This window comes from Phaeovulum sp. (assembly GCF_041596715.1).
Lineage (GTDB): Bacteria > Pseudomonadota > Alphaproteobacteria > Rhodobacterales > Rhodobacteraceae > UBA6213.
In genome coordinates this window covers 1-15,756 of the sequence record NZ_JBFHIA010000045.1, presented here as the reverse complement: position 1 = coordinate 15,756, position 15,756 = coordinate 1, and the positions used below count along the sequence as shown (strand labels likewise).

Sequence of the window (15,756 nt, the reverse complement as noted above, 5' to 3'; positions counted from 1 at the left end):
CCCCGAAAACAGTGGCGCACCCGCACGCCGAGGCGGGCGGCGCATCACATTGCGTTCCTCCTTCTCGGCTTCGAACACAAGTGAACAGACCGGATCGATCACCATTTCCAGAAACGCCACATGCATTGGGCCCAGTATCATCGGCATACCGAACAGCAGCGGCGTGAGCGCGGCCCCGGCAATGGGCAGGTGCACTGCCATGATAAAGCGCATTGCCTTGCGCAGATTGTCGTTGATCCGCCGCCCAAGCCGTATGGTATGCACGATAGAGCCGAAATCATCATCAAGCAGCACGATCGACGAGGCTTCGCGCGCCACATCGGTGCCACGCCCCCCCATCGCGACACCAATATGTGCCGCCTTGAGCGAGGGCGCATCATTGACCCCGTCGCCCGTCATCGCCACGACCGCGCCCTCGGCCTTGAGCGCGCGGACGATGCGCAGTTTTTGCTCGGGCTGGATACGCGCGAAAACCTGAGTTTCGGGCAAGGCCGCGGCCAGTGCCGCATCGTCAAGCGCCTCCAATTCGTCGCCGCTCATCACACGGCCTTCGGCGATTCCGGCGGCGGTGGCGATGGCGCGCGCTGTGGCGGGATAGTCGCCGGTGATCATGATCACGCGGATGCCTGCCTCTCGGCATTCGGCCACCGCGGCGGGCACCTCGGGGCGCAGCGGATCGACAAAACCGGCCAGCCCCAGAAAGCGAAAGTCGAACCCGTGCTGGGTATCGGGCAGCTCGTCTTCGCACGCGGCGGATGCCAAGGCCAGCACGCGCAAGCCAGCTGCCGCCAGTGCATCGACACGGTCCCCAAGTTCTGAGAGTTCCTCGCCTTCGATGCCGCAGAGCCGCGCTATCGCCTCGGGTGCGCCCTTGGCATAGGCCACGCGCCCTGCCTCGCTATCCCAGATCTGGGTCATCGCCAGCAAATCCGGGGCCAAGGCATAGCTGCGCGCAAGTTGCCCACCTGCGGGCGGGGACGCAAGCGCGTGAAAGGCGCGTTCCATCGGGTCGAAAGGTTCGGGTGCCGAAGCGGCGGTTCCGGCCTCGGCCAGTTCTGCAAAGCGGGGTGGTGCGGGCGTTCCCTGACCGGGCAGAAAGCTTGCGCCATCGGGCAGTTGCAGCACCTCGATTTCCATGCGGTTTTCGGTCAGGGTGCCGGTCTTGTCGGTGCAAAGCACATCCGCCGCCCCCAGCGCCTCGATCGCCGAGGCACGGCGTGTCAGCACGCGCGCCTGCGAAATGCGCCATGCCCCCATTGCCATGAATACGGCCAACACCATCGGAAACTCTTCGGGCAGCATCGTCATGCCCACCGCGATGCCGGCGAGTGCCGCATCAAGCCAGGCCCCGCCGCGCGAAAGCCCGTAAAGAACCACCACCGCAACACTGACGCCCAGCCCCAGCATGCCGAACAGCAGCACCACGCGCCGCAACTGCATCTGCAATCGCGGCGTTTCCATTTCCAACATGGAAAGCGAGGCACCTATCTTGCCGATCTCGCTTTGCGCGCCGATGGCGGTGACCTCGCCCAAGGCACTGCCGCGCACGATCATCGTGCCGGAATACACCTGCGGCTGGTCGTCGCCGCCCGGTCGCGACCCAGAGCCAGACGCGGCGTCGGGGGCTGCGCTTTTGCGTACCGGCACCGCCTCGCCGGTCAGAAGCGACTCGTCGGCCAATAGCGCCTCGGCTGTAAGAAGGCGCGCATCGGCGGGCACGCGGTCGCCCTCGGCCAGCACGACAAGATCGCCGCGCACCACTTCGCGCCCGGCAATGCGTTGGCGCGTGCCATCGCGGATGACCAGCGCGCGCGGGCTTGTCAGATCGCGCAGTGCTTCCAGCACGCGTTCGGTGCGCGCTTCCTGCACCACGGTGATTGTGACCGAAAGGCAGGCGAAGGCCAAAAGGATCAGCGCCTCGGCCCGATCGCCCAGCACCAGATAAATCAGCCCCGCGCCTAAAAGCAGCGCCAGCATCGGCTCGCGCAGCACATCTAGGATCAGCCTTACAGGGTTGCGCCGCCGCGCGCGTGGAAGCTCGTTAGGCCCGTCTGCCGCCAGCCGGGCGGCAGCGTCGGCGGCGCTCAAGCCATTGAGAGGGGGGGTAGCGTTTTGCATGGCCAGATCCAGAATACGGACGATGTCCAAGCCGAAGCCTAGGCGGCCAATACCCTGCGATGCAATGATTTGAATCAGCCGCGCATCGGTGTTGCTCTGGCAACGCGCGTGCGCCATTCTTGCCGTAGGGTCAGGCGGGAGGAGATGGGCCGATGTGCTGGGGCGTCGAGGTTACAGCCGGTATGGCGGCTGTGGGGGTTGTGGCTGCTGCAATCACATGGCGGCGCGGCGACCCCGGGGTAGTGCCGCTGACGCTTGGCTTTTTCGCCGCGATGGAGGGGTTGCAGTTCGGCGGCTATCTGGTGGTCGATGAATGTTCGACCCCTGCAAACCAGACCATCGCTTTCCTTTCTATTCTGCACATCATCATCCAGCCCTTCATCATCAACGCTTTCGCGATGCAATTGGTGCCGGAAAACCTGCGCCGCCGCGCGCAGGTGCCGGTCTATCTGCTCTGTCTGGCCTCGGCTTCGGTGATGCTGATGCAACTGATCCCGTTCGATTGGGCGGGTGTTTGCACACCCGGCTCCATTCTGTGTGGACAGGCGTGGTGCACGGTTTCGGGTGCTTGGCATATCGCGTGGGATGTGCCCTACAACGCGCTGATGGCACCCGTTGATACCGCACTTGGTATGCGCTGGGGTTTCCCGACCTATCTGGCGGTGGTGTTCGTGGTGCCGCTATTCTATGGCGCATGGCGGTTTGTGGTGTTTCACGCAGCAATCGGGCCAATGCTTGCATCGCAACTGACCCCCAACCCGAACGAGATACCGGCGATCTGGTGCCTGTTCTCGATCGGCATTGCGATGATTGCCGTGTTCCCGCAGGTGCGGCGGTTCTTTGAGGTGCGGCCCCGTCCCGTGATGGCCTGACGCGGTTGCGCCTTAGCCGAGCGCGTAGCCTGCGCCGCGCACCGTGCGGATAGGGTCGGCACCGCCTGCGTGGGCTAGTGCCTTACGCAAGCGGCCCACATGTACATCGACCGTTCGGCTTTCGACATAAATCTCGCGGCCCCAGACCCGGTCAAGCAGCTGCTCGCGGCTCCAGACGCGGCCGGGGCGCTCTAGAAAGGTGGCAAGCAGGCGAAACTCGGTCGGGCCAAGTTTGATCGGTGTTTCGCCGCGAAACACCCGGTGCGTTTCAGGATCAAGGCGAATGTCATCCCATTCCAGCACCTGGCCGACCGTTGCGGGGCGGGTGCGGCGCAACAGGGCGCGGATGCGCGCCATCAGTTCCGCCAGCGCGTAGGGTTTGGCCACATAATCATCGGCGCCGGTTTCCAGCCCGCGCACCATGTCCACCTCGTCCGAACGCGCCGACAGCATCAGCACCGGCACATCGCGCGTGGCCGAACGCGCCTTCAGCCGCCGACACACCTCTAGCCCCGAGACGCGCGGCATCATCCAGTCCAGCACGACGATGTCGGGGGCCTGTTCGCCGACCAGTGTCAGCGCCTCTTCGCCCTGCGAGGCGGTCAGCACATCATAGCCTTCCGCCGCAAGGTTATAGGCCAAGAGTTCACGCTGCGCCGGTTCATCCTCGACCAGCAGCACCGTCGCGCGCGCCGCGGCGGCCATCACAGCCCCCTGCCCGGTTCGCCAAGTGCGGCACCCTCATCCTTGGGGCGCTCTTCCTCGGGTAGCGCGCCCGAGACGAGGTAGATCACCTGCTCGGCTATGCCGGTGGCGTGATCGCCCACCCGCTCGATGTTCTTGGCAATGAAATGCAAATGCAGGCAGGGCGAAATCTGGCGCGGGTCTTCCATCATATGAGTGACGAACTCGCGAAACAGCGCGCCATACATCTGATCCACTTCCTCGTCGCGTGCACGCACCTCGCGCGCAAGTTCGGCGTCACGGCGTGCATAGGCATCCAGCGCATCGCGCAGCAGCAAACCCACCTGCCGCGCCATCCGGCGGATCGAGCCTGCCGCACCATCCACCCGTGGCAACTCGGCCAAAAGCATCGAGCGTTTGGCGAGGTTCTTTGCATAGTCGCCGCAGCGTTCCAGCGCCGCTGCAATCTTCATCACCGTCAGCACCGCGCGCAGGTCGCCCGCGGTCGGCGCGCGAAGCGCGATCAGGCGGGCAGACATGACGTTGATTTCCTCTTCCAGCGCATCAAGTGTGGCATCGCCCGCGCGCACCCGTTCGGCCAGATCGGCGTCGCGTGTTTCAAGCGCCGTCGCGGCATCGTTCAGCGCGGCTTCGGCAAGCCCGCCCATCTTCATGACAAGTGCCTGAATATGCTCGAGGTCGCGATCGAAGGCGGCAGAGATATGTTCGTGGCTCATCGGGTGCTCCCTTAGCCGATCCGGCCGGTAATGTAGCTTTCGGTGCGCGGATCTTGCGGATTGGTGAATATCTGCCCGGTCTCGCCAAACTCGACCAGCGAGCCGAGGTGGAAGAACGCGGTCTTCTGGCTGACACGCGCGGCCTGCTGCATCGAATGGGTCACTATCACCACCGAAAAGGCCGAGCGCAATTCGTCGATCAATTCCTCGATCTGCGCCGTGGCGATCGGGTCTAGCGCCGAGGCGGGTTCATCCATCAACAGCACTTCGGGTGCGGTTGCGATGGCGCGCGCAATGCAAAGCCGCTGCTGCTGGCCCCCCGAAAGCCCGGTGCCGGGTGCCGTGAGGCGGTCTTTCACCTCGTCCCAAAGGGCGGCGCGGCGCAGCGATTTTTCGACGATCTCGTCCAGTTCCGGGCGGCCGCGCGCCAGCCCGTGAATCCGCGGCCCGTAGGCTACGTTTTCGTAGATCGACTTTGGAAACGGGTTCGGTTTCTGAAACACCATGCCGACGCGGGCGCGCAGTTGCACAGGGTCCACGGATGGCGCGTAGATGTCTTCGCCGTCCAGCGTGATCTGGCCTTCGACGCGGCAACTGGCGATTGTATCGTTCATCCGGTTCAAGCAGCGCAGAAAGGTCGATTTACCGCAGCCCGACGGGCCGATGAACGCGGTCACGGTCTTGTCGGCGATGTCAACATCGACATCCTTCAGCGCGTGATTGGTGCCGTAGTATACCTGCACCCCTCGGGCACCGATCTTGATTTCGCTGTCGCTCAACGCGTTCTCCACTTTTTGCATCGTGTTCATGGCTTGCCCCTACCAGCGCCGCTCGAACCGGCGGCGCAGCACGATGGCCACCGAGTTGATTACCAGCAAGAACACCAGAAGTACGATGATCGCCCCAGAGGCGCGTTCGGCAAAGGCCGGGTCGGCGCGCTGGGTCCAGTTATATACCTGCACCGGCAGTGCCGAGGCGGGGTCGAAAAAGCCTTCGGGTGGTGCGGCCGGATAGTCACGTACAAAGGCGACCATGCCGATCAGCAAAAGCGGCGCGGTTTCGCCCAAGGCCTGCGCAAGGCCAATGATCAGCCCGGTCAGAATACCCGGCATGGCCAGTGGCAGCACATGGTGCAGCACCGTCTGCATTTTTGACGCCCCAACCGCCAGTGCCGCGTCGCGAATGGATGGCGGCACCGATTTCAGGCTGGCCCGGGCCGGAATGATGATCCGTGGCAGCGTAATCAGCGTCAGCACCAGCGCGCCGACCACCGGCGCCGATTGCGGCAACCCGGCAAAGTTGATGAAAAGCGCCAGCCCGAGGATGCCGAATACGATCGAGGGCACGGCCGCGAGATTGGCGATGTTCACCTCGATCAAGTCGGTCCAGCGGTTTTGTGGCGCGAACTCTTCCAGATAGATCGAGGCGGCAACGCCAATCGGCAGCGCCAGCACCAGCACGATCAGCATCATGTAGAGCGAGCCGAGAATGGCAATACCAAGCCCTGCGGCCTCGGGGCGCAGTTCAGAGGCATCCGGGCCGGTCAGAAAGCCCCAGTTGAAGCCCAGTACGATCACCCCTGCCTCGCGCATCCTGTCGGCCAGTTGCAACTGCGCGGGGCTAATGTTGCTGTCACGCTCGGCGCTTTCCATCGAGACGCGGCCTTTGAAATAGCCGTCGATGCGCCCGTTGGCATAGCCGCGAAACTGGATTGTGCTGCCCAGCAAGGCAGGGTCTGCCAGCACCATGTTGCGCAGTTGCGCGGGCGACTCCTTGGAAATCAGCGCCGATACGTCTTTGGCCGAAATCTCGGCGCTGGAAATGCCCTTGGCTTCCAGCTCTTGCATCAGCGCCGCTTCGATCTGTCGCGCGTAGCCGATGGTGGTGACCTTGGCCATTGCGGCAGGGTCGCGCTGCCCGCTGGGGTCAAGTGCCGCCGCATCAAGCGTGATGTCCATCACGATGAAGGTCTGGCGGAACGCGCCAAGCCCGTTCGAGAACACCGAGTAGAGCAGCACCGCCAGCGCCAGCATCGCCACCGAAACCGCAGTGATGCCATAGGCACGAAACCGGGTTTCAGCCGCGTTGCGCCGACGCGTGCGCGCATCGACCGTCAGCAGTGAACGGCGCGGGGGTTGCGCGGGTGCGGTCATTCATATTGCTCCCGATAGCGGCGCACCACGAAAAGTGCGACGACGTTAAGTGCCAGTGTGATGACGAAGAGCGTAAGGCCCAGTGCGAAGGCAACCAGCGTTTCGGGCGAACCAAACTCGGTATCGCCGGTCAATTGGCTGACGATCTTGACGGTGATCGTGGTCATCGCTTCGAACGGATCAAGGCTCAGCCGCGCGGCGGCCCCTGCCCCCATCACAACGATCATCGTCTCTCCGATGGCGCGGCTGGTGGCCAGCAAGATTGCCCCTACGATCCCGGGCAGCGCAGCAGGCAAGACCACCCGCCGCACGGTTTCGGAACGCGTGGCTCCAAGCGCATAAGAGCCATCGCGCAGGCTTTGCGGAACCGCGTTGATGACATCGTCCGAAAGCGACGACACGAAGGGGATCAGCATGATCCCCATCACCAGCCCCGCCGTCATCACCGACGAAGAGCTGCTGCCAATGCCCAGCGGGGCCGCGAAATAGTCGCGCAGCATCGGGCCCACGGTGATAAGCGCGAAAAGACCATAGACGATGGTGGGTATGCCCGCCAAAATCTCGATCGCGGGCTTTGCAGCAGAGCGCATGGATTTGGAGGCATATTCCGCCAGAAAGATCGCGGCAAACAAACCCACCGGCACCGAAACCAGCAGTGCTACGAACGAGACATAAAGCGTGCCCCAAAGCAGCGGCAGGATGCCAAGGTCGGAGCCACCGCGGAACTGTGGGTTCCATGTCAGGCTGAAAAAGAAGTCCTTCGCCGGGTACAGCCGAAAAAAGTGCAAAGTCTCGAAAGTCAGCGAAAGCACGATGCCCACGGTCGTCAGCACGGCAACGAACGAGGCTGCAATCAGCAACACCTTCAGCGAGGTTTCAGAGATATTGCGGGCCCGGTAGTCGGGCGCGATGCGCCAAACCGCATACCCAGCGCCCGCTACGGCCAGAAAAAACACCGCCGCCGCCATCGCCATGCGCGCAAATATGCTTAGCTGGCGGTATTCCTTGGCGGCTTCGAAAACGTTTTGTACAACATCCGACCCAAGCGCCACGCCGATATCGGCCATGCGCCCGCGTAGGTTTGCCTGCTCGGCCTGCATCGTCAGCAGCTCCGCTTCGCTGACCAATTTCTCTGCCACAAGCAGATCGATGCCGCCTGCGATGCGCCGCACATCGCTCATCACCAGATCGCGGCTGCTGCCTTCGGCGATGCTTTCAGGCGCGATCATTGCGCCGACGCGCGCCTCGATCACGACCGGCTGCACCAGCAACCAGAGGATCAGCGTCGCAAATGCCGGAACGGCAGAGAGGATCAGGACCGATTGGCCGTAATATCCGGGCAGCGAATGCAATCTGCGCGCATCGCCGCCTACCAGCGACATCGCGCGCGCGCGCCCAACGAAGAACCCACCAATCGCAATGGCCAGAACGATCAGGGTGATAATGCCAATGCTCATTCCGGCCTCGGGGTTAGGGAAAGGGCGGGCGGCGCTTTGGCACCGCCCGCGTTAGCAATCAGTTCAGCGGGCCCATGGCCTTGCGCGCGGCAACGTCCGCTTGGGTCTGCGCAAGTTCCGGGTCTGACACGAGGCCGTAATCGGCCAGCGGGCCATCGGGGCCAGCCATGTCGTCAGAGACGAAGAACTCGACAAACTCTTGCAGACCCGGGATCACCCCCAGATGCGCGGTCTTGACGTAGAAGTAGAGCGGGCGCGAAACCGGGTAGCTGCCGCTTGCGATGGTTTCGGTCGATGGCACGATGCCATCCATCGTGGCGACGCGCAGCTTGTCGGTGTTGTTTTGGTAGAACGACAGGCCGAACACGCCGATCGCGTTCTTGTTGGCTTCAAGGCGGGCCAGTGTTTCGGTGTAGTCGCCGTCGATATCAACCGACACGCCATCGGTGCGCAGCTTCATACACTCGGCGATTGCGGCCTTCGCATCGCCGCCGTTGGCCGACAGAAAGGCATCTTCCGCACCCGAAGCCTTGCAGCCGGCCTCGATTACCTTGGTGTCGAACACTTCGCGCGTGCCGTGCTTGGTGCCCGGAACAAAGGCCAAAAGCGCTTGCGCCGGAAGCGCGGGGTTCACATCGGCCCAAGTCTTGTTCGGGTTGGCAACCAATTTGCCGTCTTTGAGCACCTGCGCGCCGATCGCGTTGAACCAGTCGGTCGGGGTAAAGGCGAACTCGGCACCGTTTGCGTCGGATGCAAAAACGATCCCGTCATAGCCGATCCGCACTTCCATGATTTCGTTGACGCCGTTGGTGGCGCAAAGGTCAAGGTCGCCTTGGGTAATGCGGCTGGACGAGTTGGCGATGTCGATGGTGTTTTCGCCGACGCCCTCACACATTTTCTTGCGCCCGGCACCCGAGCCGCCACCCTCGACCACCGGGGTCGAGAAGCCGAAGTTTTCGCCAAAGATTTCGGCGACGATGGTGGCGTAGGGCAGCACGGTCGACGACCCCGCGATCTGGATCTGGTCGCGCGCTTGGGCGGCAGTGGCCGATACGGCGGCAATCGCCAGTGTCGAAAGGGTCATTCTCACGATGGTCATCATGATCTCCTGAGCTACGGTTGGCGGCCGCCCGCATGACGACCTTGGATGCGTCTCTAGCCCGTGCACCTGATGGTTTTGCGACCGTATGGTAACAGATTGATGACAGTTCGGCCTATTACAATGCGCGCCGCTAATGCGTGGGCAGGACCACCGTGAAGGTCGAACCCTTGCCGGGCGCGCTTGCTATGACAAGACGGCCGCGGTGGCGCTGCACTATATGCTTGACGATGGCCAGGCCAAGCCCGGTGCCACCCTCGGCGCGCGAGCGGTGGCTATCGACGCGGTAGAAACGCTCGGACAGCCGCGGAATGTGCTCGGCGGGGATGCCTTCGCCCTCATCGCGCACATCCACCGCCAAAGCCTCGGTGCGCAGGCCCACATCGCGTGAAACTTGCCGCAGGGTGACAGTGACCGTGCCTTTGGCGGCCCCATATTTCACGGCGTTTTCGATCAGGTTTTGAAACACTTGCGTCAACTGGTCGGCATCGGCGGGCAGCAGCGCGGGGCCCGGTTCGCCGTGCTGCACGATCGTTGCGCCAGCGGCATCGGCCATCGGGCGCAGTGTGCGCACCACGCTGGCCAGCAGGGACGCCAGATCGACCTGCGTGGTTGGGCGCACGCGTTCTTCCGCCTCGACGCGGCTGAGGTGCAGAAGATCGCGCACCAAGCGGTTCATCCGCTCGGCCTCTTGCGCCATGACTGTCAGAAACCGCTCGCGCGCCTGCGCGTCATCCTTCGCAGGGCCGCGCAGGGTTTCTATGAACCCCAGAAGAGAGGTCAGCGGCGTGCGCAATTCGTGGCTGACATTGGCCACGAAATCGCGTCGGAATTGGCCGATCTGCTGGGCTTCGCTGACATCTTCAAAGCTTGCCAACACGGCCCGCCGCCCATCGCCCGCGACCGGTCGCACCAGCATCCGATAGACGGTTTCACGCGAAGGGCCGGTGTGGATGTGCTGTGCTTGGGTTTCGCGGGCTTCGGCCAGCGCGGCCTCGATTGCCGCCAGCGGCCCCGGTTGGCGCAGGGCCAAAGTGTAGTGGTGCCCGACCACCTTGTGGCCAAAAAGCGCCTGCGCTGCGCTGTTTGCGGCGCTGATGCGCGCGGATGCATCAATCAGCAGCGAGGGCTGCGGCAATGCATTCAGAAGAGAGTCCAAGAAATGCGTATCCATAGCCAACGCTGCCGTTAAAACCGCCCCCGGCATAGCAGGTTTCGAAAAAAGATCAGCCGATTTCGCGCAAGATCGGGCTAGGCCTCGGCAAAATGGGCCATCCGCCTAGCTATTGTTTAAGGATTCGTAAACAAATGATGCCGTGGGGCGCAATTGTGCAGGACCGTTGCTGGAATGTCGTAATCTCGCCCTATATATTGAGCGCAGGTCTTCGGTGCCCGATGCGGGGCACCGGCTTTGCGCGGTGTGGACAGTTTGGCAGGTTGCATGACACGCGTTTCAGAACCCCCCGTAAGTGCCAAGGTTTCAGCGCCCGCGTCGCAGCACCACCGCACGCTGTTCCTTTCAGACCTGCACTTGGGCGCGCGTGCCTGCCGTGCTGACAGAATCATGGATTTCCTGTCGCACAATACAGCCGACACCATCTACCTTGCTGGCGATATCTTCGATCTGTGGCACCCGAATGCTTCGGCTTGGACGCATGACCATGATCGCGTGGTGCAGACGATCTTGCGCCGCGCCCGCGAGGGCACGCGGATCATCTATCTGGCAGGCAACCACGACGAAACCGTGCATCGCATCTTTGCGTGGCATTTCGAACGGATCGAGGTTGCCACACAGATGATGCACCGCACCGCCGACGGGCGCAGCTTTCTGGTGTTGCACGGCGATAGTTGCGATGCGGCTTGGCAGCGATCTCGGCTTATCACCCGAATTGGCAGCCGCATCGAAGACAGGTTGCGTGCGATTGACGGCATGGTGAAATATCTGCGCCGCAACTTGCGGGCCGAGGGCGCGGGCGCGATCGAAAACCTGCTTGTGCGCTTCAACAAGCTCTTGCGCATGGGCAACCGCTACGAGCGGAGGCTTACCGATCTGGCGCGGTCAGCGGGTGCGCATGGGGTGATCTGCGGCCATTTTCACCAAGCGGCGCTGCACGAAAGCCATGGTCTGATCTACGCCAACTGCGGTGACTGGGTCGCCGCGATGACCGCGATCACCGAAGATGCCGAGGGCAATCTGACGCTGCTGAAGTGGAGCGAAAGCATGCAGGAATACCCTGCTCACGACGCCTTGCCACAGCCTTCCGCCCGCGCGCAATCCGTGGTGCGCTGAATGCTTTCCTCGCCGCTCATCACTGTGCTGGCGGCGTTCGTCGCCACGATGGCTGCGCTGCATTTTGCAAGCATCGTGCTGGTCTGGTGGCGGCTTCGCCGACCGCCGCGCGCGCCGCGCGGCCCGCTGCCTGAAATCAGCGTGTTGCGCCCGGTCTGCGGGCTAGACCCGCATGACGCCGAGACTTTGGGGTCTTCTTTCGACCTTAGCTATCCGCATTACGAGTTGATCTTCTGCATCGCCTCGCCCGAAGACCCCGCGGTGCCCTTGGTCGAACGGTTGATCGCCGAGCATCCCGAGAGGCGCGCGCAACTGCTTGTGGGTGACAGCGCGGTAAGCGGCAACCCCAAGCTCAACAACCTGATCAAGGGTTGGGATGCCGCGCGCGGCGAATATGTGTTGATGACCGACAGCAACGTGTTGCTGCCGCCCGATTATCTGCAACAGATGATCGCGGCTTGGCGGCCTGACACGGGTCTCGTGTCATCGCCCGCCGTCGGACTGCGTGGTGACGGGTTTTGGGGCGCGCTCGAATGTGGCTTTCTCAATGGTTATCAGGCGCGCTGGCAACTTGCCTCTGACGAGGTTGGTAATGGCTTTGCCCAAGGCAAGAACCTGCTCTGGCAGCGCGATTTTTTGGCCAATGCGGGCGGGCCGGCGATACTTGGGCGCGATCTGGCCGAGGATGTCGGCGCAACCAAGCTGGTGCGCGGCGCGGGGTTGCGGGTGCGGCTGGCGCAAAAGCCTTTTCCGCAGCCGATCGGGCAGCGCAGCTTTGCGCAGGTCTGGTCGCGGCAACTGCGTTGGGCAAGGGTGCGCCGCGCAGGTTTTGTGATGCTTTTTACCACTGAAATCCTGACTGGCGCAGCAGCGCCCGTATTGGCGAGTGCAGCACTGGTGGCGCTTGGCGCGCTGCCTTGGGCGGTTTTGCCCTTGGGCCTTGCGGGCTGGTTCGGGCTGGAATGGGCGCTGGCGCGCGCGGCAGGTTGGCCTTCGGGTATGCGCGATCTAATAGCTTGGATGCTGCGCGATGCATTGATACCGGCGCTTTGGGTTGGCGGCTGGTCGGGGCGCGGCTTTGTCTGGCGCGGCACCGCGATGAGCGAAGCCCCACCACAGCCTCAACTCGGCAAGCGGAAGGGAATGGGCTGATGATAGGTGCCGAGGGCGTGCTGGTCTTGCTCAAGCTGCACGGGTTATCGCTTTTGGCACCGCTGGCGGTGCTGGAAGGGCCGATCGTTACCGTGATCGCAGCCTATCTGGCCAGCCTCGCCTTTTTTGACGTGTGGCTGGTCTATGTTGTTGTGGTGGTGGCCGATCTGGTGGGCGACAGTATCTTTTACGCCTTGGGCCGCCGTGGTCCCGGGCTTTTGTCGCCGCGCTGGCGCAACCGCTTTGGCGTAACCGACGCCCGGCTCGGGGCGCTGAAGGGGCATTTTCACAATCAGGGTGGCCGCACCTTGGTGGTGGGCAAGCTGACACATTCGGCGGGCATGGTGGTGCTGCTTGCGGCAGGGGCGGCACGGATGCCGTTCTGGCGGTTTTTGGGCTTCAACCTGATCGCCACTTTGCCCAAAAGCCTTGTGTTCGTGATCATCGGCTACACGCTCGGGCGCGCCTATACCGCGATCGACGGCTGGATCTTTCGCGCCTCGTTCGCGCTGCTGGTGTTGTCGCTGGTGGCGATAGCGGCGTGGTATCTTTATCGTCGGGGTGTGCGCGGATGAGCGGCGCGGCAAGCCCACAGCCGCAAGGTGTCAGCTGCATCATCCCGGCCTACAATGAGGCTGCGCGGATCGGCGGCGTGCTGGCGGCGGTGGCCGGGCACCCCGAGATTGCCGAGGTGATCGTGGTCGATGATGCCTCGCAGGATGGCACAGCCGAGGCGGCCGCAGCGGCGCCGGGGGTGCGGCTGATCCGGCTGCCGCAAAACCGCGGCAAGACCTTTGCACTGGCCGAAGGAATCGAAGCTGCGGCGCAACCGCTGTTGCTGTTGCTCGATGCCGATCTCTTGGGGCTGACCGCCGCTGCGATTTCCGCGTTGATCGCACCAGTGCGGGATGGCCGCGCCGAGGTTTCCATCAGCCTGCGCCAAAACGCGCCGCGCCTGTGGCAGATGATCGGGCTCGATTACATCTCGGGTGAGAGGGTGCTGCCGCGCGCCCAGCTTGCCGGGCGCACCGATGCGTTGCGCGGGCTGCCGCGATTTGGCTTTGAGGTTCATCTCAACACGATCTGGATCGGTGCAGGCTCGCCTTTGGCGGTGGTGCGTTGGGACGGCGTGCAAAGCCCCTACAAGGGTGCGAAAATGGGCGTCTGGCCCGGTATGCGCGCCGATGCCGCGATGCTTGGCGACATCATGCGCACCATCTCGCCCCTTGATGCGCTGGCGCAGATCCGGGCGCTGCGGCGGTTGCGGCTGAGTTGAGGCAGGCCCCCGCTTCAGGGCATCAGCACATAGCTGCCCGGCGCATCGGCCAGAATGCCATACCCCGCCTCTGCGCGCCCCATCGGTGGGGGCGGCGTGCTGCCGGGGGCAAGGCTTTGCAGCCACGCAGCCCATACCGGCCACCACGAACCCGGTTCTGGCGCAACCGAGGCCGCCCATTCATCGCCGCTTTCGTGGCGATCACCTGCGCCGTGTCGCAGCAGCCGGTAGCGGGCGCGCGGGTTGCCGGGGGCAGAGATGATGCCGCTGTTATGCCCGCCCGATACCAGCGCAAAGCTGACGTCGCCATGCAGCAGATGCGTAAGCTTATACACCGAATGCCAAGGTGCGATGTGATCGGTCTCGGTGGCGACGACAAAGACCGGGGCACGGATATCGGCCAGAAACACCGGCTCGCCGCCCGCATCGAAGCGCCCGCCAGCAAGGTCGTTGCCCAAGAACAGCCGCCGCAGATATTGGGAATGCATCTTGTAGGGCATGCGCGTGGCATCATGGCTCCATGCGCCGAGGTCGCTTTCATGGTCGCGTTCGCCCATCAGGTATTCGCGCGTCATGCGCGACCATATCAGGTCTTGCGAGCGCAGCATGTTGAAGGCCCCCGCCATGCGCTTCTGGTCAAGATAGCCCTCCTCCCACATCATGTCTTCCAAGAGCGCGACCTGCGGCGCGGTGGTGAAGATTGAAAGTTCTCCGGCTTCCGAAAAATCGACCTGTGCTGCAAGCATGGATACCGAAGCAAGCCTGTCGTCGCCATCGCGCGCCATTGCCGCTGCGGTCACCGCCAAAAGCGTGCCGCCAAGGCAGTAGCCAAGCGCATGGACCACCCGCGCGCCGGTAATGGCCGTAACCGCATCCAGCGCCGCCATCACACCGGCTTCGCGGTAATCGTCAAACCCGAGGTCGCGGTCGTCTGCATCCGGGTTTTTCCAAGAAATGCAGAACACGGTGAAGCCCTGCCCAACCAGCCAGCCGATCAGCGAGTTTTCGGCCGAAAGATCGAGGATGTAATACTTCAAGATCCACGCTGGCACGATCAGCAGCGGCACGGCATGCACCGTATCAGACTGCGGCGCATATTGGATCAACTCGATCAGGTGGTTGCGATAGACCACCTTGCCCGGGGTCGCGGCAACTTCATGGCCGGGGCGAAAGGCGGTGGCGCTGTCTTGCGCATCGGCGAAGGCGCGCGCCATGTCCTCCAGCAAAAACCCCGCACCGCGCGCGAGGTTGGCACCTCCCTCACGCATGGTCCGTTCGATCAGTTGCGGGTTGGTGGCCAGAAAGTTCGCAGGCGACAGCATATCGAGCCACTGGCGCGAGAAAAATTCGACCATCCGCTCGTTCTCGCGGGTCATGCCGGGGATGTCGGTGGTGGCGTTTGTCCACCATTGCTGGGTCATCAAGAACGCCTGAGACATTGCGCGGTAGGGCATCTGGCGCCACTCTGGCGCATCAAAGCGCCGGTCCTGCGGCAAAGGCTCGATCGCGGTTGCCCCCTCGGCCTCGGGCGCGCGCGGCAAAGCCTCGGCAAGCCGTCGCGCCTTGCGCGCGGCCTTCCATGCCAGTTCCATCTGCTTGCCCGGCGAAAGCGCCAGATGTGCGGCCCAATCGGCCCAGGCTTGCGCCAAGCCGATCACCGAAATGCCGCCCACCGCCGCCCCAAGCCGCGCGTGCACATGCCGGTCCAGCCGCCGCCACGCCTCTTCCGCAAGGGCGCTGTCGGGCGCGGGCTGCGGCATTGGCGCAGGCCGTGGCCTTTGCGACACGCTACGGCGGCGGCGCGCGATTCTGCCCGTTTCCGCCTTCATTCCTGCCTCCTGCTTACGCCTTATGGCTTGCGTTTGCGTGGTGTGCCGCCGGTAGCCACCTTGATTTCGTCGTCGATGCCTTCGACGAT

At 63.4% G+C, this 15,756-nt stretch carries 14 protein-coding genes; 5 read left to right on the top strand and 9 right to left on the bottom strand.

Annotated elements, in window-relative coordinates; translation table 11 throughout:
- On the bottom strand, window positions 1-2,118 hold a 2,118-nt coding region (locus tag ABY403_RS04915), incomplete at its 3' end, for an HAD-IC family P-type ATPase (RefSeq protein WP_372839515.1).
- A 152-nt stretch (window positions 2,119-2,270) separates the two neighbouring features.
- Between ABY403_RS04915 and ABY403_RS04910 the strand changes: the two genes are divergently transcribed.
- Window positions 2,271-2,990 (top strand): DUF5765 domain-containing protein, encoded by a 720-nt coding sequence (locus tag ABY403_RS04910; RefSeq protein WP_372839513.1) that lies wholly within the window; start codon window positions 2,271-2,273, stop codon window positions 2,988-2,990.
- A gap of 12 nt (window positions 2,991-3,002) precedes the next feature.
- Here ABY403_RS04910 and phoB read toward each other — a convergent pair whose 3' ends face one another.
- From phoB to ABY403_RS04875, 7 genes are all read right to left on the bottom strand, one after another.
- Window positions 3,003-3,695, bottom strand: a complete 693-nt coding sequence (gene phoB / locus ABY403_RS04905; protein ID WP_372839511.1) for a phosphate regulon transcriptional regulator PhoB — start codon at window positions 3,693-3,695, stop codon at window positions 3,003-3,005.
- The gene (gene phoU / locus ABY403_RS04900) at window positions 3,695-4,411 is read right to left on the bottom strand and encodes a phosphate signaling complex protein PhoU (RefSeq protein ID WP_372839510.1); all 717 of its coding nucleotides are present in this window, start codon (window positions 4,409-4,411) and stop codon (window positions 3,695-3,697) included. The genes phoB and phoU overlap by 1 nt, the downstream gene beginning before the upstream one ends.
- An 11-nt stretch (window positions 4,412-4,422) precedes the next feature.
- The gene (gene pstB, locus ABY403_RS04895; protein WP_372839509.1) at window positions 4,423-5,220 is read right to left on the bottom strand and encodes a phosphate ABC transporter ATP-binding protein PstB; all 798 of its coding nucleotides are present in this window, start codon (window positions 5,218-5,220) and stop codon (window positions 4,423-4,425) included.
- A 9-nt stretch (window positions 5,221-5,229) separates the two neighbouring features.
- Complete coding sequence (pstA, locus tag ABY403_RS04890; RefSeq protein WP_372839508.1) at window positions 5,230-6,564, bottom strand: phosphate ABC transporter permease PstA; 1,335 nt, start codon at window positions 6,562-6,564, stop codon at window positions 5,230-5,232.
- Entirely contained in the window at window positions 6,561-8,021 is a 1,461-nt protein-coding gene (gene pstC, locus ABY403_RS04885) for a phosphate ABC transporter permease subunit PstC (RefSeq protein WP_372839506.1), read from the bottom strand. Before pstC ends, pstA begins: the two co-directional genes overlap by 4 nt.
- A 58-nt stretch (window positions 8,022-8,079) precedes the next feature.
- On the bottom strand, window positions 8,080-9,120 hold the full coding sequence (locus ABY403_RS04880; RefSeq protein ID WP_372839505.1) for a substrate-binding domain-containing protein: 1,041 nt from the start codon (window positions 9,118-9,120) through the stop codon (window positions 8,080-8,082).
- 133 nt (window positions 9,121-9,253) lie between these two features.
- Window positions 9,254-10,294 (bottom strand): sensor histidine kinase, encoded by a 1,041-nt coding sequence (locus ABY403_RS04875; protein WP_372839503.1) that lies wholly within the window; start codon window positions 10,292-10,294, stop codon window positions 9,254-9,256.
- A 267-nt stretch (window positions 10,295-10,561) separates the two neighbouring features.
- On the opposite strand from ABY403_RS04875, the gene ABY403_RS04870 reads away from it, so the two are divergent.
- From ABY403_RS04870 to ABY403_RS04855, 4 genes are read left to right on the top strand one after another with little or no spacing between them, the layout of a single operon-like run.
- The gene (locus ABY403_RS04870) at window positions 10,562-11,410 is read left to right on the top strand and encodes a UDP-2,3-diacylglucosamine diphosphatase (RefSeq protein ID WP_372839502.1); all 849 of its coding nucleotides are present in this window, start codon (window positions 10,562-10,564) and stop codon (window positions 11,408-11,410) included.
- A complete protein-coding gene (locus tag ABY403_RS04865) occupies window positions 11,411-12,562 on the top strand; it encodes a ceramide glucosyltransferase (protein WP_372839500.1) in 1,152 nt (383 codons plus the stop codon).
- Complete coding sequence (locus ABY403_RS04860; RefSeq protein WP_372839498.1) at window positions 12,562-13,137, top strand: DedA family protein; 576 nt, start codon at window positions 12,562-12,564, stop codon at window positions 13,135-13,137. The genes ABY403_RS04865 and ABY403_RS04860 overlap by 1 nt, the downstream gene beginning before the upstream one ends.
- Window positions 13,134-13,838 (top strand): glycosyltransferase family 2 protein, encoded by a 705-nt coding sequence (locus tag ABY403_RS04855; RefSeq protein ID WP_372839497.1) that lies wholly within the window; start codon window positions 13,134-13,136, stop codon window positions 13,836-13,838. The genes ABY403_RS04860 and ABY403_RS04855 overlap by 4 nt, the downstream gene beginning before the upstream one ends.
- Window positions 13,839-13,852: 14 nt before the next feature.
- On the opposite strand, the gene ABY403_RS04850 is transcribed toward ABY403_RS04855, so the two are convergent.
- A complete protein-coding gene (locus ABY403_RS04850) occupies window positions 13,853-15,667 on the bottom strand; it encodes a PHA/PHB synthase family protein (RefSeq protein WP_372839495.1) in 1,815 nt (604 codons plus the stop codon).
- Window positions 15,668-15,756: the final 89 nt, after the last annotated feature.